This is a genomic window from Aeromonas sp. s5, from assembly GCF_040907865.1.
GTDB classification, from domain to species: Bacteria; Pseudomonadota; Gammaproteobacteria; order Enterobacterales; family Aeromonadaceae; genus Aeromonas; species Aeromonas dhakensis.
In genome coordinates this window covers 489,432-515,707 of record NZ_JBFOCO010000033.1, presented here as the reverse complement: position 1 = coordinate 515,707, position 26,276 = coordinate 489,432, and the positions used below count along the sequence as shown (strand labels likewise).

Annotated in this window: 21 protein-coding genes and 1 pseudogene; 7 read left to right on the top strand and 15 right to left on the bottom strand. The window is 63.7% G+C overall.

The window, feature by feature from the left end:
• Positions 1-18 precede the first annotated feature (18 nt).
• Genes AB5Y94_RS21685 through AB5Y94_RS21670 form a run of 4 tightly spaced genes read right to left on the bottom strand, consistent with a single transcriptional unit; the run spans position 19 to position 5,139 of the window.
• Positions 19-1,188, bottom strand: coding sequence for a glycosyltransferase family 4 protein (locus AB5Y94_RS21685; RefSeq protein ID WP_368206576.1), 1,170 nt, complete (start codon positions 1,186-1,188; stop codon positions 19-21).
• Positions 1,185-2,450: a glycosyltransferase family 4 protein gene (locus tag AB5Y94_RS21680; protein WP_368206575.1), complete on the bottom strand. Its 1,266-nt coding sequence runs from the start codon at positions 2,448-2,450 to the stop codon at positions 1,185-1,187. Before AB5Y94_RS21680 ends, AB5Y94_RS21685 begins: the two co-directional genes overlap by 4 nt.
• Entirely contained in the window at positions 2,447-3,832 is a 1,386-nt protein-coding gene (locus AB5Y94_RS21675; RefSeq protein WP_368206574.1) for an O-antigen ligase family protein, read from the bottom strand. Before AB5Y94_RS21675 ends, AB5Y94_RS21680 begins: the two co-directional genes overlap by 4 nt.
• Positions 3,820-5,139: a lipopolysaccharide biosynthesis protein gene (locus AB5Y94_RS21670; protein ID WP_042006389.1), complete on the bottom strand. Its 1,320-nt coding sequence runs from the start codon at positions 5,137-5,139 to the stop codon at positions 3,820-3,822. Before AB5Y94_RS21670 ends, AB5Y94_RS21675 begins: the two co-directional genes overlap by 13 nt.
• 319 nt (positions 5,140-5,458) lie before the next feature.
• On the opposite strand from AB5Y94_RS21670, the gene AB5Y94_RS21665 reads away from it, so the two are divergent.
• From AB5Y94_RS21665 to AB5Y94_RS21655, 3 genes are all read left to right on the top strand, one after another.
• On the top strand, positions 5,459-6,235 hold the full coding sequence (locus tag AB5Y94_RS21665) for an acyltransferase (RefSeq protein ID WP_368206573.1): 777 nt from the start codon (positions 5,459-5,461) through the stop codon (positions 6,233-6,235).
• Complete coding sequence (locus AB5Y94_RS21660) at positions 6,232-7,431, top strand: glycosyltransferase (protein WP_368206572.1); 1,200 nt, start codon at positions 6,232-6,234, stop codon at positions 7,429-7,431. Before AB5Y94_RS21665 ends, AB5Y94_RS21660 begins: the two co-directional genes overlap by 4 nt.
• A 98-nt stretch (positions 7,432-7,529) precedes the next feature.
• Positions 7,530-10,550: a hypothetical protein gene (locus AB5Y94_RS21655; RefSeq protein ID WP_368206571.1), complete on the top strand. Its 3,021-nt coding sequence runs from the start codon at positions 7,530-7,532 to the stop codon at positions 10,548-10,550.
• Here the strand turns inward: AB5Y94_RS21655 and AB5Y94_RS21650 are convergent.
• Together AB5Y94_RS21650 and AB5Y94_RS21645 are read right to left on the bottom strand one after the other, a co-directional pair.
• Positions 10,525-10,977 carry a hypothetical protein gene (locus AB5Y94_RS21650; protein ID WP_042006393.1) on the bottom strand — a complete coding sequence of 151 codons (453 nt, stop codon included), beginning with the start codon at positions 10,975-10,977 and terminating at the stop codon, positions 10,525-10,527. The genes AB5Y94_RS21655 and AB5Y94_RS21650 overlap by 26 nt on opposite strands.
• The gene (locus AB5Y94_RS21645; RefSeq protein WP_368206570.1) at positions 10,961-11,782 is read right to left on the bottom strand and encodes a hypothetical protein; all 822 of its coding nucleotides are present in this window, start codon (positions 11,780-11,782) and stop codon (positions 10,961-10,963) included. The genes AB5Y94_RS21650 and AB5Y94_RS21645 overlap by 17 nt, the downstream gene beginning before the upstream one ends.
• Before the next feature lie 94 nt (positions 11,783-11,876).
• Between AB5Y94_RS21645 and AB5Y94_RS21640 the strand changes: the two genes are divergently transcribed.
• A complete protein-coding gene (locus tag AB5Y94_RS21640) occupies positions 11,877-12,737 on the top strand; it encodes a DUF1194 domain-containing protein (protein WP_368206569.1) in 861 nt (286 codons plus the stop codon).
• Between the two features lie 180 nt (positions 12,738-12,917).
• On the opposite strand, the gene AB5Y94_RS21635 is transcribed toward AB5Y94_RS21640, so the two are convergent.
• The 3 genes from AB5Y94_RS21635 to AB5Y94_RS21625 form a co-directional block, all read right to left on the bottom strand.
• A complete protein-coding gene (locus tag AB5Y94_RS21635) occupies positions 12,918-13,433 on the bottom strand; it encodes a hypothetical protein (protein ID WP_368206568.1) in 516 nt (171 codons plus the stop codon).
• Between the two features lie 628 nt (positions 13,434-14,061).
• The gene (locus AB5Y94_RS21630) at positions 14,062-14,892 is read right to left on the bottom strand and encodes a hypothetical protein (RefSeq protein ID WP_368206567.1); all 831 of its coding nucleotides are present in this window, start codon (positions 14,890-14,892) and stop codon (positions 14,062-14,064) included.
• A 317-nt stretch (positions 14,893-15,209) separates the two neighbouring features.
• Positions 15,210-16,613, bottom strand: coding sequence for a GumC family protein (locus AB5Y94_RS21625; protein ID WP_368206566.1), 1,404 nt, complete (start codon positions 16,611-16,613; stop codon positions 15,210-15,212).
• Between the two features lie 160 nt (positions 16,614-16,773).
• Here AB5Y94_RS21625 and AB5Y94_RS21620 point away from each other — a divergent pair, with 160 nt between their 5' ends.
• The 3 genes and pseudogenes from AB5Y94_RS21620 (at position 16,774) to AB5Y94_RS21610 (ending at position 19,539) form a co-directional block, all read left to right on the top strand.
• Positions 16,774-17,874, top strand: a complete 1,101-nt coding sequence (locus AB5Y94_RS21620; RefSeq protein WP_368206565.1) for a glycosyltransferase — start codon at positions 16,774-16,776, stop codon at positions 17,872-17,874.
• A gap of 44 nt (positions 17,875-17,918) precedes the next feature.
• Positions 17,919-19,112 carry a glycosyltransferase family 2 protein gene (locus AB5Y94_RS21615; protein WP_123246230.1) on the top strand — a complete coding sequence of 398 codons (1,194 nt, stop codon included), beginning with the start codon at positions 17,919-17,921 and terminating at the stop codon, positions 19,110-19,112.
• A pseudogene (locus AB5Y94_RS21610) lies at positions 19,109-19,539 on the top strand (sugar transferase). Before AB5Y94_RS21615 ends, AB5Y94_RS21610 begins: the two are co-directional and overlap by 4 nt.
• 491 nt (positions 19,540-20,030) lie before the next feature.
• Here AB5Y94_RS21610 and AB5Y94_RS21605 read toward each other — a convergent pair.
• The 6 genes from AB5Y94_RS21605 to AB5Y94_RS21580 all read right to left on the bottom strand — a co-directional run bounded on the left by AB5Y94_RS21605 (position 20,031) and on the right by AB5Y94_RS21580 (position 26,159).
• Entirely contained in the window at positions 20,031-21,032 is a 1,002-nt protein-coding gene (locus AB5Y94_RS21605; protein ID WP_368206564.1) for a glycosyltransferase family 4 protein, read from the bottom strand.
• A 75-nt stretch (positions 21,033-21,107) separates the two neighbouring features.
• Complete coding sequence (locus tag AB5Y94_RS21600) at positions 21,108-22,595, bottom strand: SpoIIE family protein phosphatase (protein ID WP_368206563.1); 1,488 nt, start codon at positions 22,593-22,595, stop codon at positions 21,108-21,110.
• A gap of 10 nt (positions 22,596-22,605) precedes the next feature.
• Positions 22,606-23,274, bottom strand: coding sequence for a CpsD/CapB family tyrosine-protein kinase (locus AB5Y94_RS21595; RefSeq protein ID WP_005301417.1), 669 nt, complete (start codon positions 23,272-23,274; stop codon positions 22,606-22,608).
• A gap of 1 nt (position 23,275) precedes the next feature.
• Positions 23,276-25,381, bottom strand: coding sequence for an SLBB domain-containing protein (locus tag AB5Y94_RS21590; protein WP_005301419.1), 2,106 nt, complete (start codon positions 25,379-25,381; stop codon positions 23,276-23,278).
• 17 nt (positions 25,382-25,398) lie between these two features.
• Positions 25,399-25,815: a hypothetical protein gene (locus tag AB5Y94_RS21585; RefSeq protein WP_368206562.1), complete on the bottom strand. Its 417-nt coding sequence runs from the start codon at positions 25,813-25,815 to the stop codon at positions 25,399-25,401.
• Positions 25,812-26,159: an STAS domain-containing protein gene (locus tag AB5Y94_RS21580; protein WP_005301420.1), complete on the bottom strand. Its 348-nt coding sequence runs from the start codon at positions 26,157-26,159 to the stop codon at positions 25,812-25,814. The genes AB5Y94_RS21585 and AB5Y94_RS21580 overlap by 4 nt, the downstream gene beginning before the upstream one ends.
• Positions 26,160-26,276 lie beyond the last annotated feature (117 nt).

The window sequence follows — 26,276 nt, the reverse complement described above, 5'->3', positions numbered from 1 at the left end:
GCTGGGAGTGACGCGCCGCTACAGCGCCGTGCCAGGGCGCTTCGCGGCGCACTCAGGCTCGGCCCGCTCAAGCAGTCGTGCCAGCCCCGCCACCATCTCTCTGCCCGTCTCGCTCACCTTGTAATGCGCCGCCGCATGCAGCCTGGCATTGTCCCCTATGGCCATGGCCACCGCAGGGGCCTCCTGCAGCGCCGCCAGCACGCGCGCCAGTTCATCGGCGCTGTCCGGCTGATATTTGCGGCAGTTCACCCCGTCGGTCAGGTGGCGATCCCACCAGGCCCCATCTGCCGGGATCACCACGCACAGGCCAGCGGCCATGGCCTCCAGAATGGAGAGGCCAAAGGGTTCCTGATGGCTGGTGGAGACGAAGATGCCGCAGCCGGCCCTGATCTCGTCAAGGTTGCCGGGGTTTTCATGCCAGCGGGTATCGGGCAGTTCTGGCCGGGGTTCGCTGCAAGGTTGCAGTATGTTGCGCGGTTGCAGATAGCAGACGGTCAGCGGCGCACGGGGCTCGGCAAGCTGCTGATGCGCCGCCAGCATGGTCTCCAGCCCTTTCCACTTGAGCAAGGAGGCGGCCCACAAGATGCCGGATCCGCCGGTCGTAGCCGTGGGCCAGCTCGCCTCGCACAGCCCGTTGATGAAGGGCTGCCATCGGGGCGGAAAGTCGCGCTCGCCAAGGCGGGCGATCAGGGCCGAGAGCGAGGGGCGGGCGGCCTCCAGATAGAAGACCTGGCTGGCGCGCCACAGGGCCCTTGCCGACATGCCGGAGCAGCCCACCGGGCCGTGAATAAGCTGCACCACCGGGATCCCCGCGATCCTGGCGGCCCAGTAGCAGCAGAGATCCACCCCGGGGCCGGAGGCCGCCAGCAGGCCGCGCACCTCCCCCAGGCGCCATATCAGCCAGAGGATCATCAGGGTCTGCCACCCCTGCTTGAGCAGATACCCCAAGCCCGACTCGCGCCCCCGCAGCAGGGCGGGCACCCAGAGCGAATGGTGACGACATCCGGGCCAGGAGTCCAAATCCGGCGTCAAAACATGCAGCGTCAAGACTGGCAGGCGGTCGGCCAACCCCGCCAAGATCACCTCAGTGGCCACCTTGGAGCCGCCGCGAAAAGAGATGGGATCCACCACCAACAGCGTCTCCCCCTGCCCGGCCTTGCCAGCAGTCGACTCATGGTGCGGCTTCATGATGGTGCTCCTTCATCCGACCCGATCGCCGCCCTGCGCCCGCCAAGCAGCCCCCCTTCCCCCGCCAGACCCACCCTGGCCAGCAGCCGCTGACCGAGCCAGCGCACCATGCGCCCATAGGGGGGGAGCTCGGGATTGTCCCAGCGCCCCGAGAGTGCCGCCGACCAGAGCTCGCTCACCTTCTCCACATAGCGTTTGACCGTGAACAGCTGGCTGGCGCGCAATTGCCCCGCCCGCCCCAGCCGGTAGCGCAATCCGGCATCGCCCAGCCGCTGCCAATGGGCAGCCATCTGGCGCCAGTCGCCGGGATCGGCCAACAGGCCCGTCACCGTGTGTTCCACCACCTCGGGGATCCCCCCCACCCGATAGGCACTGACCGGCAGCCCCAGGGTGCCGGCCTCGGCCAGGGTCAGGCCGAACACCTCCTCGCGGGCACCGGAGACCAGCAGATCCACCCCGCCGCGCAGGATGGCGGCGCTGTCAGGCCGCTCGCCGAGAAAGTGCACCCGCTCGGCCACTCCCAGTTCAGCGGCCAATGCCGTGAGCGCGGCCAGTTCGGGGCCGCTGCCGACAACCAGCAGCTGCGCCTTGCCCCCCTGAGCGCAGAGCTCTGCCAGGGAGCGGATCAGCAGGTCCACCCCCTTGCGCTTGATCAGCGACCCTATGGTGGCCAGGATCAGCTCCCCCGCCGGCAGCCCGGGCAGGTTGCTGACGGGCCAGGGGTCACCCCGATTGAGCCGCCCCCCATCCACCCCGTTGGCGATGTGAACCAGCCGTCTGTGCTCGCAGCCATCCTCCCGCCAGGGGGCCAGCACCGGCTGGCTCACCCCAATCAGCACGTTGGCCTGATGCACCCGCAGGGTAAACCTGTCTCTGGGCTGATAACGGGCGTGCAGATGGCACACCAGCGGCACCTTCATCTTGCGGCACACTCCGGCCAGCCACTGGCAGGGGGCGGCGCTGTTGGCGTGCACCAGAGTGATGCCATGCTCGCTTATCAGCGCCTGCGCCCGCTGGCACAGGGCCCGATGGGCACCCAGATCGAAGCGGGGAGCCTGCCAGCCCAGCAGCAGGGCAAAGGGCTCGACCACCGTCTTCACTCCGAGCAGGGCGGCCTCCTCTGCCAGCTGCTGGCTGTTGCACCAGAGCAGGGGGGCAAAGCGGCTGCGATCCAGGTGGGCCAGCAGATCCAGCAGGCAGCGCTCGCTGCCACGGATCCAGTTCTCGCCGTAATGCACCAGCAAAATGGGGGTTGCGCTCATGACTCAGCTCCCTTGTTTGGTTTATCCCGCTCCGTCTCAGCCATGGCCATTTCCGCTTCTCTGGCCTGCCGGACATATTTGATGGCTGCCACCGCCAGCGACAGCTCCAGATAGATGGGCCAGGTAAAGCCCTGGGTCAGGAAGGACCCCGAGATGACGAACCCCACCATGCTCGCCATCACCCCCTGCATGGCAGTCACTACTGCAGGAGGCATGCCATCCAGTGAGCAGCGCCAGGTCCGGTAGAGGGTGACCACCACCATGCCGATGAAGATGAACAGCCCCACGAAGCCAGTCTCCGCCAGCACCCCGAACCAGGTGGAGTGCACCGCGTGGTTGAGGCCGTCCCAGTGGGGGCTGAAGAAGAAGTAGTTGTAGTAGAAGTTGGAGAGCCCCACCCCGATGAGCGGATGGGCCAGCGCCATGCCCCAGGCGGCCTGCCAGGCGTAAAGGCGTCCCATGGCCGAGGCATCCACCCCGCTCTCCGCCGCCCCGCCGGAGGCCCTGTCGCTTATCCCGGCAGCGGCAAACAGCACCAGCAGCGCCAGGGTGCCGCACAGGATCAGCACGGTTTTCGACTGCACCCGCTGCCAGGCAAAGAGGCCACTCACCGCGCAGATCCCGAGCAGGCCGCCGCGGCTCTGGGTGGCGATGATGGCAGCCCCCACCAGCACAAACCCCACCGCCCCCAGGATACGCCCGGCCAGGCCGTTCTGGTTGAGCAGCAGGCTCAAGGAGAAGCCGGCGGGAAACAGCAGCACCAGCGCCAGATCGTTGGGATCCCCCAGCACAGAGCCGAGCTCGCGCCCTATGGTAACCCGGGTCCCCTCCACCAGCCCGATCCCGCTGCTCTTGTTGTAGAGCGCCACCAGCGCCACCATGCAGCCGGCCACCACGAAGGCCCGCACCGCCAGGGCGAAGTCCTCCGGCCTGCGCACCAGCCAGGCGGTGGCCAGCGTCATCAGGTAGATCTTGCTGTAGCTGCCGGTCCAGGTGGCGATCGCCTCCCCCCGGTTGCTGGCAAACAGCACCCCGATGGAGACGACGATGAAAAAGGCGGTCAACCAGCTGAGGGGCTGGCTCCAGTAGGGCCTGATGCGACCGGTCAGCAGGGTGTGCCAAACCAGGGCACCGATGGCCGCCAGCGAGAAGAGCAGCGGGATCTTGAGGGGATAGAGCTGGGGAAACACCTCGTGCAGCCGGAAAAACGAGAAGGTGACGAACCCCAGCACCATCAGAAACGGCCAGCGCAGGGCAAACCAGATGGCGGGAATGGCCAGCCCCAGCACCGGCAGCAGCAGCGGGTGCGGCAGCCGCCACCAGAGCCCGGCCACCAGCAGGGTGGCGGTCAGCCCCCAGAGGGCGTGGCTCAGGCGGCCCATTGCCCTGCCCACCACTGGCCGAGCCACATCATGGCAAGGGAGCCGGCACCGCTCGCCCACAGCGCCGAGAGGCGGTACGGCAAGGGCAGCAACCGCTGGCTCACCAGATAGAAGGCGAGCGCGCGCACCAGGTAGACCAGCAGCAGGGTCCAGATCACCCCGGCCACCCCGAAGTGCGGAATGGCGAGCAAAAAGCCAAGGACGCCGAGCAAACTGCATCCCAGATTGATAACCATCTGGGCCTTGCTCTCTTCGCCGCTGAAGCAGCCGACATTGAGCAGGTCAGAGACGTTGCGCACCGCCATCCCCAGCACCAGCAGCGGGATATAGGCGATGGCTCCGTGATAGCTCTCAGGAGTGAGCCAGCGAATAAGCAGAGGCGCGGTGAGCCCCACCACCCCGGCGGTGGCAAACCCCAGCACGGAGCCGAGCACGCTGTAGTGGGCGTTGAGGCGCAGGCCGTCCGGCTCCTTGAGCAGCATGAAGCGGCGCGGATACCACCAGAGGGCGAAGGGCTGCAGCAGAAGCCCCACCGCCAGTGCCAACTTGCCCGCCACCGCGTAGTAGGCCAGCAGCGCCTCGCCGACGTGTTCGGCCAGCAGCCAGCGATCCAGTCCGCTCAAGGCAAAGCCGGCCAGCCCGCTCACCACCAGCGGCAGGCCGTAGCGCAGCAGGGGGCGATAGTGCTGCCAGTCAAAGCGGATGCCACCATCGCGCCACTGCCAGAGGCTCAGCAGCAGCGCCAGCGCGACGCAGGTAAGGGTGCCGGAGGCAAGCACCCCGCTCACGCCCCAGCCGAGCCAGAGCCACCAGGCGGTCAGCAGGGACTGGATCACCGCCTTGCCGGCGGTGGCCACGAAGAAGAGGCGGGCCTGATTGCGCATCCGCAGCCAGGCCAGCGGCACCCCGATCACCCCCTCAAACGGCAGGGCGCTGAGCACCCAGCGCACATCGGCAAGGCGGGTTTCGGTTGGCAGCAGTCGCTGCACCAGGGGCGCCAGCCACCAGAGCAGCACCAGGCTGGCCAGGGCGATGATCCAGACCAGGCCAAACACCCGCGCCACCACCTGCTTGCGCTCGCCCTCATCTGCCGCCATCCCGGCGAAGCGGTAGAGGGCGTCAACCAGCCCGAACCCCAGGATGAGGGAGCCCAGGTTGATGATGGTCAAGAGCACCTCCAGCTGGCCATACTCCCGGGGCGCCAGCAGGTGGGTCAGCACCGGCAGCATCAGCAGGGAGATCCCCTTCATCAGCAAGAGGCCGGCGGCGTAATAGAGCATGGCTATCTGGTTTACTCCGAGTCTCATAGGGCCTCCCAGCCACCAGGCAACGGATCTTGGGTCATCTGTGGTCAGCCAATGCAAGGGGCACGCCAGCCGGTGCAATTCCCCGCGAAGCCCTGCATGTCGCGCTCTCGACCCTCACAGCAACGCACATCAGGCCCAAAATGAATCTGATTTTTGCGTTTTGCAGCCCGGCCGGCGCAATTTGCACAGCGCCTTGCCATCCAACCCCCTGGCAGGCGGCCGGCGCGAGCCGGCAGCGTGCTGAGCGTCAGTTGGCCCGATCCCTGCTAGTGCCTGACTGGTCGGCCATGACGGCAGCAGAGCCAAGGGAGAGCACACCATGAACAGCATCAACCTGTACCGGATGAAAACCTGTGCCAAGCAGGGGGAGACGCCGCTGGCCCGCCTGCTGTGGCGCCTCGCCAAGGGAGCCCGCAGCTGGAGCTTCCCGCTCATCCCGCCCCTGCACGGCCTGCTCTATCGCTTCTATCGGCTGGCAAGCCAGACACTCGCCACCCTGGCCCGCACCCTCTGGTGGACGCCGCTGTTCCAGTCCCGCCTGCGCGCCCCCGCCCCCCGCCTCTATCTCTACGGCGGCATCCCCTTTATCAGCGGGCCCGTGTCGATCGAGGTGGGGGCGGATTGTCGCCTCAGCGCCGCCATGACCATCAGCGGCCGCCCCTCGAGCAAGGCACCGCTGCTCAAGATTGGCAACAACGTCGGCATCGGCTGGCAGACCACCATCGCCGTGGGCAGCCAAGTGGTGCTCGGCGACAACGTGCGCATCGCCGGGCGCGCCTTTCTCGCGGGCTACCCGGGCCACCCGCTGGATGCCCAGGAGCGGGCCCGGGGGCTGCCGGATCGGGACGAGCAGGTCGGCGACATCGTGCTCGAAAACGATGTCTGGCTCGGCACCGGCGCCATGGTGATGGCAGGGGTGACCATAGGCGCGGGGACCGTGGTCGCCGCCGGCAGTATCGTGACCCACAGCCTGCCCGCCGGGGTGCTGGCCGCGGGGGTGCCGGCCCGGGTGCTGCGCCACCTCGATGCGCAAGATTGCCGCGACGCGCTGGCAGAGAGCGCCGCCAGCCGCCTGAGTGAGGAGAAGCAGCCATGAAGCCGTCGAGCGCACAGCCCCAACTGGTGGTACTGGGGGAGGATTGGGGTCAACACCCCTCCAGCACCCAGCACCTCATCAAGCGCCTGCTGCCGGACTATCGGGTGCTCTGGGTCAACTCCATCGGCCTGCGCCGCCCCCGCCTCAATGTGCGCGACCTTGGCCGGCTCGGCCGCAAACTGGGGGCAGTGCTGCGCCGCTCAGCCAAGGGGGAGGCGCAGGTAGCCGCCATCCAGAGCGGGCCAACGCCCCAGGTGATGCCGCCGCTGGCGCTGCCCCTGCCCGGCAGCCCATTGGCGGGGCGGATCAATGGCCACTGGCTGGCGGCCCAGATCCGCCGCCAGCTGCCCGAGCTCGACAAGCCGCTGCTCTGGATCTCCCTGCCAAGCGCCGTTGATCTGGTAGGCAAGCTCGGCGAGCGGGCGGTGATCTACTACTGCGGCGACGACTTCTCGGCCCTGGCGGGGGTAGATCACGCCGCCATCGCTCGCTGCGAGGCCAGGCTGGTAGAAAAAGCGGACCTTATCCTGGCCGCCAGTCCGGCGCTGGCCAGCCGCTTCCCCCCCCACAAGACCCGGCTGCTGAGCCACGGGGTGGATCTCGGGCTTTTTATGCCCCCCCAACCCAGGCCGGCGGATCTGCCGAGCGGGCGCCCCATCGCCGGTTTTTACGGCAGCCTGAGCGACTGGATAGACGTTCCCCTGCTGGCGGAGACCGCCCGCGCCCTGCCCCACTGGGATCTGGTGCTGATAGGACCGCAACAAACCGATTTGAGCCCGCTCACCGGATTGCCGAACGTGCACCTGCTCGGCCCCAGACCACACCATACCCTGGCCGCCTACGCCCAGCACTGGCAGGTGAGCCTGCTGCCCTTCGTCGACAATGCCCAGATCCGCGCCTGCAACCCGTTGAAACTGCGCGAGTATCTGGCGACCGGCCGGCCCGTCGTCAGCACCGATTTTCCGGCGCTGGACGGCTATCGGGAGTTGGTGCATCTGCCCCGCCCGGGCGACAGCCTGGCCCAGGCCATCCAGCGCGCCGCCCTCGACGCCCCCGCCCAGGACTGGTTTCAGCGCTACGAGTGGGAGGCGCTGACCCGGCACGAGGGAAAAGCGCAGCGCCAGCAGGCGGTGGCGCAGCAGAGCTGGGATCACAGGGCCGATGAGCTGAAAAACTGGCTGGCGGGGCTGCTCTGATGGGCTGGCTGGCGGCGCGTTTGCACAGAACATGCTGGCTACAGGTACTCGGCCTGCTCACCCTCAGCCTGCCGGCCCTCTGTTTGACAATGGGAAGTTTGGCAATAGGAAGCACTGTGCTGGCGGCGAGCCGCCTTGATGGCCCCACCCCCTTGCCACTGAGCGGCGAGCAGACGCCCCAGCGGCTCACCTTCGAGCGCCTGCCCTGGCCCGTAGGGGCGGATGATGAACTGGTGATCGAGGGTCACAATCCCGCGGCCAGTCCCCAGACCCTGATCCTGCGGGTCGACGACGCCGCCTCGGTCAACTACCGCAGCCGGGTCAATCTGGAGCGGATCATCCCCCCGGGTCCCTTCACCCTGCGCTTCTCCTTAAGCGACTGGCGCACCGCCCAGCCCAGGACCCTGGCCCTCGACCAGCTCACCAAGCTCTATCTCTTTATGGCTGACGGGGCGACGCCGCTCACCCTGACACGCTGGTACTGGTCCCCCGGGCTGACCCTGCCCACCGGCACCATGGCCCTCGATCTGGGGGCGAGCGATGCCCCCCGCTTCACCGGATTCGAGCCCCTGGCACCGGGGGATCCGCGTCTGCTGGGCCACCCCAGCCCCATCTTGCGCCCCTCCGGCGATGCGCTGATCCGCGACGGGCTGCGCAACCTCGACGGTGTCAGGCTGAACATTCCCAAGGGGCGCTACCAGCTCACCCTCTGGCTCGACGATCCGGGCGAGTGGGAGTACCTGCCCCACCCCCTCGAGCGCAGCGTGCTGATCGATGGCGAGCCGGTCTGGGCCGAGCGGTGGCAGCCGGGCGAGTGGCTGGCCCAGCGCTATCTCGCCGGCCAGCAGCAGGAGGCGTTGCCCAATCCAGACCCCTGGCTGCTGTTTGGTGCCCGCCAGGGGGGGCCGGTCAGCCTGGTGCTCGAGCACCCGGGCGGCCCGCTCACCCTCACCCTGGGGGGCAATTCGCCGGATGCGAAATTTCTCGCCGGCCTGCTGCTTGCCCCCTATCCGGCAGCGGACAAACAGGCTGATGCCAAGGCTAACCCTCACCCGCTGGCCGAAGCCACCCGACGGGTGCTGGCCAAGCAGCGCCAGCTCTTTACGGAGAAGTGGGCCCTGGCCCCCTATTCGCAGCCAGAATCCCCCGCTCGCCTCACCCTGACCCCCATCGCGCCGGGGCAGCCGACCTTGAGTACCAGGGCCATCCCGGCAGCCCCCGCCACTCCCGTACTGGCCGCCCAAGGCAGCCAGTTGCTGCTGGAGTTTGTCATCGAGACGCCCGAGGATGACGCCGCCCCCCTGCTGGTGATCCAGCCGCCAGCGGCCAACGGCGTTACCCTGCCGCTGACCCCCTACCGCAGCCAGTGGCATCTGGTGCGCCCCCAGGCGAGCGGCACCCTGTTGCTCCCCTCGGATCAGGAGCTGGTGGAGGGGGTGGCGGGGCTCACCCTCAAGCGCGGGGTGCCAAGGCGCCTGGTGCTGCATCTTCCCATCCCTAAAGATGCGCCGGCGGGGCGCTATCAGGGCAATATCCAGCTGCTCAGCCACCAGCAGCTGGTACAGCTGCCGTTAGAGGTCGAGGTGCTGCCCCTGACCCTGCCCGCCGCCAGCAAACCGGTCGGCATCTACCTCGACACGCCCCCCTACCTTGGCTGGTTCGGCCAGGGCCCGGAGCTGGCCAACGCCCAGCTGGCCGCCAGTCGCTGCGATCTGGAGCGGCTTGCCGGGCTTGGGATAAGCGGCGTGGCCCCCGCCCTGCCCCAGGATGAAGCCGGGATGCGCACCACCCAGGAGGAGGCCATCGGCCTTGGTTTTCACATGCCGCTGCTGGCCTACGCTTCGCTTAAGCGCTGGGGCAGTGACGCCAACAGCCGGCTCGATGCCTGGCAGCAGCGCCAGGCGGCCTTTCACGCCCAGGGGCTGCCACCCCTGGCCTGGAGCCTGTTTGACGAGCCCGATCTCGGCGCCCTGCCCGCCATTCAAGCCATGGCCCGCGAGATGAAACGGCGGGATCCCGCCGTGGTGCGGGCCGGTCACTTCAACCATCCCGCCCAGGCGCCCTTGCTGGCCGAGGTGGAGATAGCCCTGATCAACGCAGGTTTCGGCGCCGACAAGGCCGATGTGGAACGAGTCAGGGCCGCCGGGGCCACCCCCTGGTTTTACAACCTCGGCACCCCGCGTGCCGCCGGCTTCTACCTCTGGCAGAGCGGGGCCGAGGGTTATCTGCAGTGGCACGGGCGCATGCCCACTGCCCTGCCCTATGACCCCACCGACGGGCGCGAGAGCGATTTTCTGCTGCTGGGCCCGCAGGCCTGCGAGGCTCATCGCCTCTCCTACGATCTATTGCTGCTGCAACAGGGCATCGAGGATCTGCGCTGGCTCACCTGGCTCGAGCAGGCGGCGCGCCAACAGGTGGAGGCGGCCCTGCTGCTGCAGCGGCTGCGCGAGGCGGTGCCCACCCGCTGGCAGCAGGCCGAAGCACTCCCCGCCAGCCGCTGGGCCAGCTTTCGCGGCGAGATTGAACAACTGGCCAAGCGCTTGAAAACATTGCAAACTGGAGCCAATTCATCCCCCCTGACTGGCCAGCTTATGCCGCATCAGAACGTCACCAACATAAAGGCTTTTGGGCGCCAGAATACCGGGCGTCGTCCCCGCCAGAGCGGGCTTGCCGCAGGCTTGTTGCCTGCCTTGCTGCTCTCCTTGCTGCCCTCTTTGCTACTCACTGGTTGTGCCCGCCAGACGCCCACCGAGGATCCCTTCCCCATGCTGGCGCAGCTGCGCCAGCAGCAGCTGGCCGAGCAGGCCCAGCTGTCGCTGACTTATCAGGAGGAAGCGGTGATGTTGGCGGCGGATCAGGAGCAGCAGTTGCACCAGTTTCTCGGCCAGCGGGATCCGGCGAAGATAGCCCTTATCAGCGGCCCCGGGCCGCAGACCGACATGCTGGAGAGTGCGCGCCTTGCCAGCAGTCGCCTTGGCAAACTGGCCAGCCTGCTCAGTGCCCGCGCCATCGAGCTCGAACCACGCTACGACCCCATGCTGGCCCCGAACAGCCTGCTGATCCGGGTGTTGCCCGCCGACGCGGCGAGCCCCCTCAGCGAGGCTCGCCAGGCGCAATAAGGGCAAGACAGGCCGCAGGTAGCGCGACCCGATAGAGGGGGGCCGGCGCGTCGCCCCACAGCTTGTGCCAGCCCTGATTGAGCCGATAGGCCAGCAGCGGCGGCTCCGGGTGCCACTGCCCCCGAAACATCACCCCCTGCAGCTGGCCTTTGCCTGCGAGCCGCACCGACATGGCCTCCCGATCCGGGGCCACCGCCATCGCCTGCAAGACCCCGTCACAATCTGGGTGGCGCAGCCGGTAGCCCACATAGGTGCCCCCCAGCAAGGGGCTGGCCCCCTGCCGCTGCCAGCCGAGCTGGCGGAGCTCCTGCAGCATCTGGCGCGCGCCATCCACCGGCTGGCGGTGCTGATAGCGCCACCCCATGGCGCCGGTGGAGGCCAGTGCCAGCAGCACCAGCCAGAGATAGCCCCTAATCGGTGGTGACATGGCGCCCCCTTCGAAACAGCAGTGTCATTAGCAGCAACAGCACCAGCCACTGGTAGAGCTGGGCGAGCGTGCCGGTATGCAGCCAGCCGTACCAGCGCAGATCCAGGCTCATCAGCACCAGCCGCAGCTGGTTGCTGCCGATGTAGAGCAGCAAGACCAGCCCCAACAGGGGCAGCTGACGGTATAGCGCCCGCCCGGGGGCGAGCCAGCAGGAGGAGACCAGCCAGGCCAGCGCCACCAGATAGAGTTGGGAGAACGAGGAGCAGCCCTTGAGCACGATCAGGGTATGGCCCCCCACCCGCTCGATGCGATTGCCGCTTTGCACCGTCTCCCACCCCAGCAGTTGCAACCACTGGCCCACGCCCCAGGCATCGAGCGCCAGCACGGGGCCGGAGCAGAGGGCAAAGAGCTGCTGCCCCCACAGCACGGCCAGGGTGAAGGCCACCACTATGTGCAGCGCGGCGCGCTCGTCCCAAGGCTGCTGGCGCCGCCACAGGCTCGCGGCCAGCAGCAGGCAGGCCAGCGCCTTGCAACTGGCGCTCGGGATCAACAGCAGCAGCGAGAAGAGCAGCAGAGCGGCGCGGCCAGGTTGCCAGGCTGGCGCAACCCGCGATGCAATTTGCCACCAGATGGCAATCAGCAACACCACCAGCAGGTTGAAATGGCCCGTGTTGAGCCACACCATGGCCCACTGATTGACCAGCCCCAACAGCAACCAGTTGGGCGCCCACTGCCAGGGACGGATCTCCATCGCCTCACCCCGCACTTGTTCGTTTTCATCCTGTGCGAAGACCGCAAATTTCATGCCCGCTGCTGATACCTGCAAAGTGGCACGCTTTATTCATTCTCCCCATCGGCACTGAGGATCAGGGCCAGGCCCCAAGGAGAAGGAGCGAGCAATGAGACTAAAACCGTTGGCAGGGCTGGTGGGGATGCTGCTGGTCAGCGCCCCCGCCTACGCTTTGACCGAAGTGGATACCGAGCTGCAACTGCTGATGGATGTGTCGGGCAGCGTCAGCGCGTCAGAGTTCAACCTGCAGTTGCAGGGCTATGTGGATGCGTTTTACAGCCAGGCGGTGCAAGACGCCATCCTGGATACCAGCGACGGCAAGCTGGGCACCATCGCCGTGCAGATGGTGATGTGGAGCGGCTCGACCCAGCAGGCGGTGATGACCGACTGGTTCTACCTCTATGACATGACCTCCATCAACGAGTTTGCCTCTACCCTGGACGCCCTGACACGCCCCTACTCGGGGATGACGGCGCCGGGCTCGGCCATGGAGTTCGGTGCCCTGCAGTTCGATACCAACGACTTTACCGCCACGCGTCAGGTGATGGATGTCTCAGGTGACGGGATCCAGAACGCCGGGCTCGATACCGCCACGGTGCGGGATCAGCTGCTCGCCTCCGGCATCGATACCATCAACGGCATCACCATAGGCCAGGACTATCCCGATGGGGTGCTGCAGGATTGGTATCTGAACAATATCGCCGGCGGTGAGGATGCCTTCGTCATCAACGCTACCACCTTCGCCGATTTTGGCAGCGCCCTGGAGCTGAAACTCGCGGCCGAAATTGAGGGGGGGATCATTCCAGAGGGTGCACTCGCCGCCCCCATCGAGGAGATACCGCTGGCGGCCCAGCTGCTACTCGGCATGCCCTTGCTGCTGGCCTGGCGTTATCAGCGCCGGACTCAAGGTCAAAATCAAGACCGTAACCAGCAGAACGCCGGATGGCAACGGATGCCGGTCATCGGTTAGTTTGTCACCCCGAGTGCAGAGATTAGGGAGCCATGGCTCCCTGATTTATATCTGGAAGCAAGGATAAGTGGCTGAGCATATACAGCAGTTGTGCTCAATACTGCTTCCGGTCGGGCAGTGGCACAATCCTCGACTAAAGCATGCAACAGGAGCGCCCCTTGACGACACTTCTTATGAAACTTACAACTTGGTATCAGGTAGACAATCAGCAAACTCTCTTTGAATCAGTGGAATTTTACCTACCTGCTCACCACCACCATGCAATATAACTAACAGCATACCCACCATTATCGATACCCCGTTGGATATTCTGACCGTTTGTGCAAGTAAAGGAGGTGGATAACCCTTGCTGTGGCGATGGATTGCATGAATTCCGCCGTGGATGAACGAACTAAGAGGTTTCCAAGAATACTCTTTGAATTCACGCAACATATCCAGCGGTTCTTGAGGAGCCTTTCCTTGCAGTTTTGCTAACATTTCGCTGAGCATAGGAAGCCTATTTGCCTTATCTGCCGTCTCCTGCGTCAGCTCACTGGTTAATTTTAAAACATCCGTATCGGTTGCTGCGTAGAGCAGCCACATTGCCCGAACCAATGCTTCATATTGAAGACGAACCAGCCCCGTAGCCGAGGTTAAATTACCTGCCGATATCAGCATTTTGGCACTTTCGGCATGTTCGAATGCAAGACTACACATGACTCTGCTCACTATAATTCTTTGTGAGTCATCGAAAGGAGGCAACACTAAAAATTCCAAGAGATTTCGTTCAAGCTCAGCAGAACGTGACAACAAATGGTTTATCAAAGCAGTTCCCCTCATTATGTCTATGTAATGGCGTAGGTTCAATTAACGTTTAGCGACCTTTCTGTAATATGTTTATTTAACTCGCTAACACCCGCCCATCTTGCCAGTTCGCCACACCAAAATTAGCTCTCGAGCAGGCAACCAACTTTTATCAGTCTGGACGTCCTTGCCACATTATCGTAGTGTGTCATCGTGAGCGTCCGATTACGCCTACCAGCTAATAGAACCTACGAGCTGCTGTTTAAAAATTCGATTCATGTATAGATAAATTCTGTAGCGTTTTTATCGCTATAAAACGATGGTTGTCTTTGAATTTAACACCTGTTAATGTTTCTATTTTTTAAAGTGAACTACACAATACAGTAAATAGCTCCTTTAGATCATCTGCATCAGATGAGGCAAAAAACCTATAAAACTTTTTAAATGCTCTTGACGTCTCTCTCACAACTTTCTTGTGGTGTCATAACCATTCCAACTTAGTACATTCTAACTTATTGACGAAAGACACTTAACACCGCATTCAGCGACTTGTCCGCTGCAATGCTTTGTTAGTGTCGCACTCATACCTTACAAACATGCCTATAGAAGGGTAATCCTCTATTTCATTGTCTGTAAAAAAGTCCTGAAAAGACTCATCAATTAAAAGTTTATTGTCACTGATAATGTAGCGATGATCAGGTGACAGAAATAATACTGACATTCCCTCACCAATTCCTTTACAGTCATACGACTCACTAAAATCAAATTGATGGGCAAGCTTATATGCTTTTATCTTCATTGCCTTTTCACCTAGAGCAGCATTACTTTGAAAGAATAAAAATGCAGCAATCAACGAGGAACTGACAATAAAATAAATTGAGTTCCATTTAATACTCCCATTGAACTTATTTTCATTATATGCATCACAAGCCAATATAAATGACCATATAAGGAGAGCATAGAATACCCATTTTATACTTAATATAAAGTTTATTGGGATTAGTAACGCCAAAGTGTAAGGAAGAGCACTACCATCTACGCCAAATACAGCGTTTATTAAAGCTGAGGATTTAGAACCACTGACAATTAGCAAACAGGATATAATTAAAGATGCAAGTATCTTAGTGCTACCATATTTCCATAGAAACTGCAACGCGCCAATCCCTTCCAAAGACATCCCGACAAACCAAAGCATACCTAGAAAACCAATATAAGCTGGCATCAATTGGTGCTGGCGCGTAAAATCAAACTCCGAGAAGAACTGCGGACCAAAAAATAATATAAATATGCTGATAGCTCCGACCGTTCCCGTTGCTAACGCCCTCTTTTCTTTCTCTTTTCTTTCTTCTATATTTTTTTCTGACATTTCCATCATTTAATTCTCAAAGTATTCCAAACACTAACAGCAAATAATTTTAAAATTACTGCGTGACCAACAACTTCTGATTTATAAGTGTGTTACCACCCCCTACACCAGATCCACTTGTATCACCACGATAAATAACAGTCAAGAAACGGAATCAGGAAGTGCCATAAGACTTGATCGTTACAATCACATCCAAATTCGACGAAAAACAAAATTATTGGCCAAGACAATTTCTGAGTGACATAAAAAGGCCTCATTACGAGGCCTTATCAGAAATATTAAAATTCAGAGTGGTGGCCTGTCTTGACGGCCATGGGTAACTGTCACCCCGGCACCTCCACCAGTGACGGCTGGGCTTGAGCCGCCTGGCCGCTGTGGGCATGCACCGGCTCGCAATAGGGAATGCGACTGAGCACCGGCGCCTTGATAAGCGCTGCCAGCTGATCGGTGCGGCGCAGGCTGGTATCCGCCAGTTCAATCAGCAGGGCCAGGCCGCAGCCGAGCCCGAAGCCTCCCACCATGCCGGCGATCAGAAACAGCCAGAGCGGGTAGTTGCTGGGTTTGCTCGGGGCGAAGGGCCTGTCGATCACCTTTATCCGCTCGCCGGGCTCGAAGCTGCCGAGCGCCCCGGTCACCTTGGCCTTTTCGTAGCGCAGCAGCAGATCCTGATAGAGGGAGCGCTTGACCTCGAGATCGCGCTCCAGCTCCGCCAGCTGGCTCTCCGTTTCGCCCTGGGAGGCCACCACCTTGTTCAGATCGTCGAGCTGGGCCTGCAGCGCGGCGGCATTCTGCTCGGCCTCGGCCAGCTGGGCCCTGGCCTGATCCCATTCGGGCCCGACCGCCACGCCGGGTTGGCTCTTCTGCTGTTCCAGCTCCTGTTGCAACTGTTCAATCTGGTAGCGCAGGCTCTGCACCTCGCTGTGCTGATCGCTGTAGCGCACCCGCAGCAGGGCCAGCTCGGTTTGCATCTGCTGCAACTTCTCCTCCAGGCTGCGGGTCGTGGCCCCCTCCTGGCCGTGGGAGAGCTGCTCGACCCGGGTCTTGGCCTGCTGCAACTGAAGCAGGCTCTCGGCGTGGCGATCTTTCAGGCCGTAGAGCCGGGCGGCGTTGGCATTTTGCTGATCCGGCAGGGCGCTGGCATGTTCGCGCTTGAAATCCGCCAGCAGCTGTTCGGCCCCCTGCAGCTCGCTGCGCCGGCTGTCGAGCTGGCTTTGCAGGAAGCGCTCGGAGGACTCGGCCGACTGGCGCCCCTTGTTCAAAAGGTTGAAAAAGAAGCGACGCGAGACGGCCTCCAGCAGGCCGGCACTGCTCTCTGCCGAGTCGGCTTTGACCTTCAGCTCGATCACCTCGTCCCCGATAAGACGGATGGAGACGGACGCCGAGAGCCAGTCCATGATGGCGTCGCGCTTGGCCGGCGGGGTGTTGTCATCCACCAGCTTGCGGTCCCGCGCCACCCCGTCCATCACGTAGCGGCTGCGCAACATGGCCTCCAGCACCGCGAAACGATCCTTGAGGCTCTCCTGGGTGATCAGATCCTTGAGGGTCGGCGTCTGGTTGGAATCCTGCGGCACCATGAAGGTGGTGCGGCTCTCGTATACCTTGGGGCTGAGCACGCCAATCCCCGCCCCCACCAGCGGCATGACCAGGGCCGGCATCAGAATGAGATAACGGCGCCGCCAGGCGGCGAAGAGGATGATGTAGAGGTTGTAGTAGAACTGAACCGGCATGGCGTCACTCCCCTCAAGGCAGTTATGGCATTCCACGAATGGATGGGGAAATGCAAGGGTAATGCCAGCAAGCGGGCCAACATGGCAGACGTTGTGGTACAGGATTCGCATAGTCCCGCCAAGGGGCCCGGGAAGGGCCGACAACTGTGAGGAGAGCGCCATGCCCACCACCGCCCGGTCAGCCAGCACCGCCATCGTGCAAATCGTCCAGCACCTGCAGCCCGGGGGGCTGGAGACCATGGTGCTCAACCTCAGCCAGGCCAACGAGTGCCACCAGCCCATGCACATCGTCTCGCTGGAGGGGAGCAAGGAGGCGCTGCTCGCCGCCTGGCCCGCTCTGCATCCGTTTGCCTCGCGGATCCACTGTCTGGACAAACCCGCCGGCTGGTCGCTGACCACCCTCTATCGCCTCATCCGCTTGCTGCGCCAGCTGCGCCCGGCAGCGGTGCACACCCACCATCTGGGCCCGCTGCTCTATGGCGGGCTGGCCGCCCGGCTGGCCCGGGTGGCGAGCCTTATCCACACCGAGCATGACGCCTGGTATCTCGACGATCCCCGTCAGCGCCAGCTGGCCGGGCTTGGGCTGCGCACCTTGCGGCCCACCCTGGTGGCAGACGCCACCCCGGTGGCGCACCAGCTGCAGGCGAGGCTCGGCGCCATCCAGGCCCAGGTGATCCCCAACGGCATCGACGAGGGGCGCTTCGTCCCCGGCCCCGCCGAGCTGGCGCGCCAGGCGCTGGGCTTGCCCCTCGGGGTAAGGCTCATCGGCTGCGCCGCTCGCCTTGAGACGGTCAAGGGTCACCACCTGCTGCTGGAGGCCGTGGCACGGCTCTCCCCCGAGGTGCATCTTGCACTGGCCGGGGTGGGCAGTTTGCAAAATGCGTTGCAGCAGCAGTGCCGACTGCTGGGGATTGCCCATCGGGTGCACTTTCTCGGCCTGGTGGAGCAGATGCCCCGCTTCTATCAGGGGCTGGATCTCTTCTGCCTGCCGTCACTGGCGGAGGGGATGCCCCTGTGCGTGCTGGAGGCCCAGGCCTGCGGCGTGCCGGTGGTGATGAGCGCGGTGGGCGCCGCCGCCGATATCGTCTGCCCGGCCAGCGGTCAGCTGCTGGAGACGCGAGATCCGGCTCTGCTGGCGCAACTTCTGGCACAGGGGTTGCTCAACTCTCGTGGCCTGCGCACCGTCACCCGTGAATTTGTCTGTGAACAGGGCAGCCTGAGCCGGATGGCTCAAGCCTATCAGGCGCTGTACGCCCGCTGAGGCGATGCCATCGACACGCGAAGAGACAGCAAAAGGAGCCTCCCATGGAATGGATCATGATCGTGTTCTGGCTGTGTGCAGCCTTGGTGGTGTACCACCATGTGGGTTACCCCCTGCTGCTCAAATGGGTCGGCAAACGGGCCTGCTCGCGCCAGCACCAACCGACCCCGCACCAACGGGGTTTTCGGACCGAGGTCGGCGATGAGCAGCTCCCCGCCATCACCCTGGTAATGCCCATCTACAACGAGGCGACCACCCTGGCGGCCAAGCTGCAGAATCTGGCCAGCCTCGACTACCCGGCCGACAAGCTGGCGGTGCACCTGCATTTTGATGGCTGCACCGACGACAGCTATGCCATTGCCCTCTGCCAGCTCGGCGATCCCGCCTTGCTGCAGCTGCAGATCCGGCTGTTCGAGCACCCGCGCAATCGCGGCAAGGTGGCCGTGCTCAACGAGGCGATGACCCATATCGACACCCCCCTGGTCGCCTTCAGCGATGTGTCGGCCCTGCTGCCCATCGACAGCCTGCTGCTGGCCGCCGCCCACTTTCAGGATCCCGCCGTCGGCGTGGTGGGCGAAGCCTATCGCTTCTGGCAGCCAGGCTCCCAGGGTGAGGCCAGCTACTGGCGCTATCAGAGCCAGATCAAGCTGTGCGAATCCGCCCTTGGCAGCATGCTGGGGGCCCACGGCGCCTTCTACGTGATGCGCAGTGACTGCTTGGCGCCGCTGGCACCCGATACCATCAACGACGACTTCATCCTGCCGATGCAGGCCATCGCCAGGGGCTACAAGGCGGTCTATGACAATCGCTGCGCCGCCCTTGAGCTGGAGGTCTCCGATGCCCAGCTGGAGTCCAAGCGCCGCAAGCGCATCGGTGCCGGCAACACCCAGCAGTTGCTGCGTCTGCTGCCACTGCTGCACCCCAGATTCGGCTGGGTGGCGTTCAACTTCGCCAGTGGCAAGGGCTTGCGGGTGCTCATGCCCCTTTGCCTGACCCTGCTCTGGCTCTGCGCCATTCCGCTGGCCATTTACTCGCCCCTGTTCGCGGCGCTGCTGGCCGGTCAACTGCTGGGCTACGCCCTGGTGCTGCTGATCCAGCTCACCCCGCTGCACAACTGGCCCGGTCTGTTTCGCAAGATCCACTATCTGGTACTCGGACACTGGTACAACGGCATCGGCTCCCTGCGCTACGGCCTGCGGATGCTGACCCGCCCCACCACACAGGAGAGAGCAGCATGAAACACCCCATCCCCAAAGCGACCCAGGTGCTCAAGCGCATCATGGATCTGGCCGGTGCCAGCCTCGGCCTGCTGCTGACCCTGCCCCTGTGGCCGCTCATCATGTTGGCCATACGGCTCGACAGCCCGGGTCCGGTGTTCTTTCGCCAGCTGCGCATTGGCCGCGGCCGGAGCGCCCCGGCATCGCCAACCGGCTGGAGGATGCGGTGCCCTTCTTTATCGAGCGCACCTATGAAATAGCCCCCGGCATCACAGGGCTGGCCCAGGTCAATCAGGGCTACGACGAGTCGCTGGACGATGTGCGCAGCAAGCTCGCCTTCGATCTCGCCTACTCGGTGACCCTGCTCCATCCCTGGCGCTGGCTGCTGCAGGACATGCAGATCATCGGCAAGACGGTCGCCATCATGGTGGGCAAGAAGGGGCGCTGAGCCTCCCCCGCTGCCGGTTCTCGGGCCACTGCCTTGGCGGTGGCCCGATTCTTTTCACCCTCAGCCACGCCAGCTTGTCGGGTCTGCATCCCCATTTCATCTCATTGCTGACAGCGAGCTGCGCCGACGCTGCCCTCACTCGCATCTCTTACCAGAACGACGCCCCTCGCCATCCCGAGCGGTTTGCGCCGCCCCCTTTCCCCAGCGCCTGCTCTGGCTCCCTGCCAGGGGGAGCCAGAGATCGCGGTCTGCTTCTTCAGCGAAGTGTGCGTGGGCAAGCGGCTTCGCGCTGCCTGTGCTGTGTCACCTCGTCAGGAGCCTGACGGACTGAGGCATCCAGCCGCACCATCTGGCCGGCGCCAGATAGGCAGAGCAGAGAGCGCGAGGCTGACAGGGAGAAGGGTTGACCGAAGGTGCGTCGCACAGCCATAAAAAAAGCGAGTGGCCTGGCCACTCGCTGCGCTTGCTGGCTGTGTGCCGGCGGCCCGGGATCAGCCGCCATAGACCGCCAGGATATCGCTCACCCTGTGGTTGACGCTGTAACCCCGGGCGATGGTCTGGCGGGCAGCCCGGCTCATGGCGCCCCGCGCCTGCTCGTCGCGGCTCAGCCAGTAGTTGACGATGGCCGCCATGTCCTGCACCTGGCCTGGCTCCACCAGCCAGCCGTTGGACTTGTGGTCAATCAGCGACACCAGCCCTCCCACCGCAAAGGCGCAGACCGGAATGCCGTGGGCCATGGCCTCCAGCGCCACCAGCGGCAGCCCCTCGAAGCGGGAGGTGATGCAGAGCAGATCTATCTGCTGCCACTCGTCGGCCATCCGGCGAAAACCGTGAAACTCCACGCGATCTCCATACTGCATGCTGAGATCCCCCATCAGCGGCCCCTCACCATAGAGGTGAAAACTCCCCTCCGGGCAGAAGGCAGCCAGCTGGCAGAACGCCTGCGGCCCCTTCTCGGCGGATAGGCGACCGACGAAGGCGATGCGATTGCCCGCAACCGCCACCGGGGCGGCAGGCATGGGGACAAAATTGCTGATGACGGTGCTCGGCACAGGCAATCTGCGGGCGATGGGCTCGCTCACTGCGATGCACTTCGCAAAGCGGGCCGTGAGCCTATCGAGCCAGCTGTAGAGTTTCAGCCAACCCTCCCCGTCATCCCCGCTGTGAAAGGTGGAGACCACGGGCTTGCCGCTGCACCAGGCGGTGAGGCGCCCCAGGATCCCGGCCTTGTAGCCGTGGGTGTGCAGCAGCACGAAGCCGGGCTGGCCTGCCAGCACCCGCACGAAGTCACGGCTGTTGCGACAGACCCGGTATGGCAACCCCTGTTGCCTCAGCAGAGTGACAAAGGGGGTCATACCGTGATCCGCCACCAGCACTATGGTGGTGTTCAGACCCCGCGCCAGCAGATCGCGGGCAAGGTGGGTGATGTGGATCTCTATCCCGCCGACCTGACGGGCATCGATGGCGAGCCAGACCTGATGTGTTGGCAACATGGGCAACCTCCTCTGGTGGCGTCGGGCCACCTGCAGCGGGGGTTTTGCATAGAGTGTGCCAGCAGTTTGGGGGCCTCAGTCGGCAGGAAATGCCACCAGCAGCAGGGTCATGTCATCCGGGGCCTTGTCGGCCCGCTCGTCAAACCAGGTGGCGATGGCCAGGGCCAGCTGCTCCAGGCCGGGTGCGGGGGTGAGACAGATCTGCTGCAGCTGCGCCTCCCACAACTGACGCTCGGCGGGGTCCCGGCTCTCCAGCAGGCCATCGGTCCAGAACAGCAGGCGCTCGCCCGGCTGCAACCGATGCTCGCAGGTCTCGAAGTGGGGATCCGGTCGCAGACCGGGCAAGGGGCCGGTGACGCCGAGCGGGCGCATCCCGTCCGCCCCGATGAGCCAGGGGGCCGGGTGCCCGGCACTGGCCCAGCGAACGCGGCCCGCCTCCCCCAGCTCGATGCAGAGGGTGGTGAGCAGGGTCGCCCCCAGCAGGGGATCGCTGTGCACGGCGGTGGAGAGGGTGGTCAGCAGGCTGGCAGGGGATCGCTGCTCGCTCTGGGCAGTCAGCAGACCGCGCAGATAGCCCGCGTAGGCGTGGGCGAAGAACTTGGCCTCGGCATCGTGCCCCATCACGTCCCCGAGCCACAGCACCCGCTCCTTCACCAACAGGAAATCCCCGCCCCCCACGGCGGCGGCGCGGGTCTGCAGCGCCAGCTGATAGCCATGCAGCTGGTTGGCCGGCAGCAGGGGGCGCAGGGCCGAGGTCATCCGCTGATCCAGCTGATCCCCCCACTGGGCCTTGAGCTGGGCCGACCGCTTGAGCACCCGGGCGACCGCCAGCTGCAGCGCCTGCTTGGTGATGGGCTTGATCAGAAAATCATCGATGCCAAGGGCGCCGGCCCGGCTCTGGGTCCATTGATCATGGTGGCCGGTCAGAAAGATGAAGGGGACCCCGCGCATCTTGGGATCCTTCATCAGCTGCTGGCGCAGGGCGAAGCCGTCGATCCCCTCCATCTCGATGTCGGAGAGCACCAGATCCGGCGGCTGGCGTCCCAGCGCCTGCAGAGCCGCCAGGGGATCGGCAAAGCTGTCGACCTGATAGTGGTCGTGCAGATAGCCGGTGAGCAAGGTGCGCATCACCTTGTCATCGTCGATCACCGCCACCATGGGCATCCGCCGGGGAGCGTGCCGGGCCCGCAGGATCACCCGGTTGCGTCCCTGCTGGTGACTGAAGCTCACTTCCTCAAACAGGCTGTGCACCAGCGCCAGACCATAGCCCCCCTCCTGCGGCTCTGCCGGCAGGGGGTTGGCCGCCAACGCAGGCTGGGGCCCGCCGTCGTCATCCAGTTGCAGACTCAGGCCCGACTCATCCTGCTGCAGGGTGAGCCAGAGCTGGCTCGCCGGCGGCTCCCCATGACGCACGATATTGGTGGCGAGCTCGCTAAAGCAGAGCAGCCAGTTGGCCTGCTCCTCGGGGGCAACCTGAAACAGTGCCAACCCTTGCGCCAGACGGCCGCGCAGCTCGCGTACCGACTGCAGGGTGGCGGGGGCGGATCGCAACCACTCTTTCATATCGTCTCCCTCAGATCCGGAAGTTGAGCAGCATGCTGCGCCGGCACCAGCGTTTGAGCCATTCGGTCAGCCGGTTGCTCGGCAGCCGGTTGAGTTCGCGCAGGATCTCGCTGGCCAGCCCCGGATTGACCCTGTCGTTGAACACAGCCCCCAGCAGATTGGCCTCGGCCCGGGTCAGCTTCTCCACGGCGCTCTGCACCATGGTGGTCGGCGTCACGCCGGCCAGCACCACCAGCAGGGCCCCCTCGCAGGCGGCGCACACCTGATCCGCCGGGATATTGCCCCGGTTGAGGGCGTTGAGGGGTGAGGTATCGAACAGCACAACATCATAGTGCTCGAGCCAGCGCACCAGCAGGGCGCGCAGGGTCTCCTTGTTGCGAAAGGCCATCAGATCCTTGCCCGGCGCCGGCAGCACCGCCAGGGCGTGGCCCTGATGCTGGGGCTCGGGCACGTCGTTGGGCCCCCAGGCCTGGCCGGCGGGCCGGCCCGGGTGATAGAGGTTGAGATCCACCAGCAGGGTCTTGAGGCCGTCCGCCTCGGCGCGCCGGGCCAGCGCCTCGCAGATGGTGCTGACCCCCTCGCCCCCCTCGGCCGAGGTGACCGCCAGGGAGCGGATCCCCCGCGCCAGGGTCGAGGCGTAGAGCGACTCCAGTTCCAGGTACTGGATCGGGATGCTCACGTTACAGGGTTCCCACCAGGGCGACCACCGAGATGGTGGTGAGAATGTCACGCATCCCGTCCATGAAGATGGCCCAGTTGCTGCTCTTGCTGTCGGGGATGAAGACGGTGTCCCCTGCCCTGAGCACCGGCAGCTGGCTGAAATCGGGCTCCTTGGCAAAGCCGTCCAGATCGAAGGTACGGGCCTGATCCCCCTGGCCGCTGACGGCCATGTTGATCACCACGATCTTCTTGATGTAGGCCGAGCTGGTGGGCCCGCCGGCTTCCGCCAGCAGATCCAGCAACGTCATGGAGGAGTTGAAGCGATAGCGGCCCGGCCGGGCGATGGCCCCCAGCACCCGTATGGTGTTCTCCTTGGGCTCGTCGAGCCAGGGGCGGTTCTTCTCCGGCAGGTAAATGGAGTCCCCCGGCAGCACCTTGGGCAACAGTGTTTCGTCGCCGGTCTCGAAGTAGAGGGAGAGATCCAGCTTGCTCACCCGCGCCGTGCTGCCGTTGCGATGGGCGATGCGCACGTTGCGCAGGTCCGCCGCCTGGGTCGGGCCGTCTGCCGCCGAGAGGATGTCGATGAAGCCCATCTCCTCGTTGAAGGCGTAGCGACCGGGGGCGCCGACCTGACCGAAGATGTAGATGGAGCTGTCCGGCGACTGGCGTACCCACTGGGACTTGTTGTCGCTGGGATCGGTGGGCAGCTCGGGGATCATGATGGTGAAGCCGGCGTGGATCCTGGGCAGGCTGCCAAGGGCCCCCCCCTGATGGAGAAACTTGTCGAGATCGAAGATGGTCGGGGTCGCCATGCCCCCTTCCGAGGTCAGGATCTGTACCTTGGCGATGTCGGCCCGCTCGTTGGGGCCGCCGGCATGGGCGATGAGATCGAGCAGCGACATCTCGTCAGACCATTCATAGCGGCCGGGAATGCGCACCGCCCCCATCACCATCACCGCCCGCCCCGGGGCCACCTTGAGCCAGGACTTCTCGTTGATGTCGGTCTTCTCCGGCACGAAGATGGCGTCGCCCGGCCTTATCTGTGGCAGGTTTTTCTGCATGCCCTCGGTATAGGCCTGCAGATCGATGGGTTCGACCGCGCCATTGGTGCGCAGCAAGCGGATCTGGCGGCTCTCGGCATAGCGGGTCGGCCCGCCGGCGTTGGCCAGGATGTCGAGGAAGGTATCCCCCTCCCGCCCCTCATAGGCGCCGGGCTTGAACACCTCCCCCATGATGTAGATGGTGCGCGCCCCGCGCTTGATCTGCTCCTCGTCCTTCGGCACGAAGATGGTGGCGCCGGGGGCCAGTGCCGGCAGCAGCTTGTTGTTGCCCGAATCGAGGTAGGCCTTGAGATCGAATAGCTCGGGAGCATCCCCGTTGATCACCCGGATCCGCTCCACCCCGGCAAAGCGGGTCACCCCGCCGGCACGCATCAGCAGATCGACGATGGAGTTGCCGCTCTTGAAGCTGAAAGCGCCCGGGCTGTTCACCTCGCCAAACACCTTGATCGCCTTGCCGGTGTCGCCATCCCCGCCGGCGGCAAGGGTGGCGGCATCAAAATCGATCTGGACGTTGCCGATAAGGGGGGATGCGGGCACGAACACCACATCGAGGGATTGCAGCGGGGGCAAGAGACCAGCATCGCCGGTATCGAGATAGCGCTTGTAGTCAAAACTGGAGACGGTGTCGCCACGGCGCACCTGCATGTTGTTGAGCTGGGCCCCCGGCACCAGGCCGCCGGCCGCATCCAGCGCCATCTGCACGTTGCCATCGGGCGCCAGATCATAGCTGCCGGGCTTTTTGACATAACCCATGACGCTGATGAGCAGCCGCTTTTCCAACAGGGTGATGGTCAGCTGAGAGAGGTTGTTGTAAACAGGCTTGAGAGCGGTGCGAATGATGGCGTCCGCCTCTGGGAGCGTCTTGCCGCCCACCACCACGGTACCCACCTCGGGCAGTTTGATTTCTCCCTGCTTGTCGATCTGGAAGGGCTTGTCGAAGGCGGCCTCCCCCGGCTGCACGATTGAGAGCCGATCGCCCGGCGCCAGCAGGGTGCTTGCCAGCAGCGGACAGGTAAACAAAAACAGAACAACCGCGATAAATCCCTTGATAGCGCCCCGATCCATAGACATCCTTTTTATTGTTACGTTTGCCTCCACTGACGCAACGGAAGTCCAGACCAGCTCCGGCTACAACCCCCACTGGTGGTCTTTTCCAGCTGCAAACGCACCTGCTTCAGCGACTCGGCCAGCATGGCCTGACGCCAGGCTACGTCGGCCCAGAGTCGGCCATGTACATCCCGTACTATATCAACTCGTTGAGATTGTAGCTGTTTTAGCCCAGCCGGCATGCAGTCGCGCAGACCCGCCTGCTGCAGGCTGGCCAGTTGCTGATCGAGCTTCTGTTGACGCTCATCATAACCTGACAGCAGGCGTTGTTCATCCTCATTTAACGGTAACCAGGTGGGTCTCATCTCGGCCATTCCCCCCTTTCCCTCGGATGGCCATTGCGCGCAACCCGCCATCAGCAGCGAGATCCCGAGCACAAGCCAGTGCTTCATGATGCCACTACCATGCCGGATGACTGCATGTAGGCTTTCACGTTCTCATGACAGGGAATAACCCGGTTGATGTGCAACATGTCCAGCAGATCGCGGGGCTGACCCGGACCACAGATGATCTCCAGATGATGGCCGTTCATCACCAGCCGCTTGTGGAGAAACACCAGGGCACCGATCCCGGAGGAGTCGATGAAGTGCACGTCTCGCAGATCCGCCAGCACATCACCTGTGTACTCCGACAGCTTTTCAAATAAGGGGCGCAATTCACTGACGGCCATCGCATCAAACTCGCTTTCCAATGCCACAACCTGAGTGTCGTTAAGGGTGTAGGTCATGCTTTCCATGTTGAAGCTCCTTGTCTATGCCAGGACGGTTTAGTTCCATGCCATACCCAGTAAAGCAAGAGCCGTGCCTGGCAAGAAAAAGACCCAAAGAAACCCTGTTTTTCACCTTAACTAGAG

What these genes read in the sequence shown, in the direction of transcription:
- AB5Y94_RS21685 (WP_368206576.1), bottom strand. Translation starts at nt 1,188, where the DNA reads ATGAAGCCGCACCATGAGTCGACTGCTGGCAAGGCCGGGCAGGGGGAG.
- AB5Y94_RS21680 (WP_368206575.1), bottom strand. Translation starts at nt 2,450, where the DNA reads ATGAGCGCAACCCCCATTTTGCTGGTGCATTACGGCGAGAACTGGATC.
- AB5Y94_RS21675 (WP_368206574.1), bottom strand. Translation starts at nt 3,832, where the DNA reads ATGGGCCGCCTGAGCCACGCCCTCTGGGGGCTGACCGCCACCCTGCTG.
- AB5Y94_RS21670 (WP_042006389.1), bottom strand. Translation starts at nt 5,139, where the DNA reads ATGAGACTCGGAGTAAACCAGATAGCCATGCTCTATTACGCCGCCGGC.
- AB5Y94_RS21665 (WP_368206573.1), top strand. Translation starts at nt 5,459, where the DNA reads ATGAACAGCATCAACCTGTACCGGATGAAAACCTGTGCCAAGCAGGGG.
- AB5Y94_RS21660 (WP_368206572.1), top strand. Translation starts at nt 6,232, where the DNA reads ATGAAGCCGTCGAGCGCACAGCCCCAACTGGTGGTACTGGGGGAGGAT.
- AB5Y94_RS21650 (WP_042006393.1), bottom strand. Translation starts at nt 10,977, where the DNA reads ATGTCACCACCGATTAGGGGCTATCTCTGGCTGGTGCTGCTGGCACTG.
- AB5Y94_RS21645 (WP_368206570.1), bottom strand. Translation starts at nt 11,782, where the DNA reads ATGAAATTTGCGGTCTTCGCACAGGATGAAAACGAACAAGTGCGGGGT.
- AB5Y94_RS21640 (WP_368206569.1), top strand. Translation starts at nt 11,877, where the DNA reads ATGAGACTAAAACCGTTGGCAGGGCTGGTGGGGATGCTGCTGGTCAGC.
- AB5Y94_RS21635 (WP_368206568.1), bottom strand. Translation starts at nt 13,433, where the DNA reads ATGTGTAGTCTTGCATTCGAACATGCCGAAAGTGCCAAAATGCTGATA.
- AB5Y94_RS21630 (WP_368206567.1), bottom strand. Translation starts at nt 14,892, where the DNA reads ATGGAAATGTCAGAAAAAAATATAGAAGAAAGAAAAGAGAAAGAAAAG.
- AB5Y94_RS21625 (WP_368206566.1), bottom strand. Translation starts at nt 16,613, where the DNA reads ATGCCGGTTCAGTTCTACTACAACCTCTACATCATCCTCTTCGCCGCC.
- AB5Y94_RS21620 (WP_368206565.1), top strand. Translation starts at nt 16,774, where the DNA reads ATGCCCACCACCGCCCGGTCAGCCAGCACCGCCATCGTGCAAATCGTC.
- AB5Y94_RS21615 (WP_123246230.1), top strand. Translation starts at nt 17,919, where the DNA reads ATGGAATGGATCATGATCGTGTTCTGGCTGTGTGCAGCCTTGGTGGTG.
- AB5Y94_RS21605 (WP_368206564.1), bottom strand. Translation starts at nt 21,032, where the DNA reads ATGTTGCCAACACATCAGGTCTGGCTCGCCATCGATGCCCGTCAGGTC.
- AB5Y94_RS21600 (WP_368206563.1), bottom strand. Translation starts at nt 22,595, where the DNA reads ATGAAAGAGTGGTTGCGATCCGCCCCCGCCACCCTGCAGTCGGTACGC.
- AB5Y94_RS21590 (WP_005301419.1), bottom strand. Translation starts at nt 25,381, where the DNA reads ATGGATCGGGGCGCTATCAAGGGATTTATCGCGGTTGTTCTGTTTTTG.
- AB5Y94_RS21585 (WP_368206562.1), bottom strand. Translation starts at nt 25,815, where the DNA reads ATGAAGCACTGGCTTGTGCTCGGGATCTCGCTGCTGATGGCGGGTTGC.
- AB5Y94_RS21580 (WP_005301420.1), bottom strand. Translation starts at nt 26,159, where the DNA reads ATGGAAAGCATGACCTACACCCTTAACGACACTCAGGTTGTGGCATTG.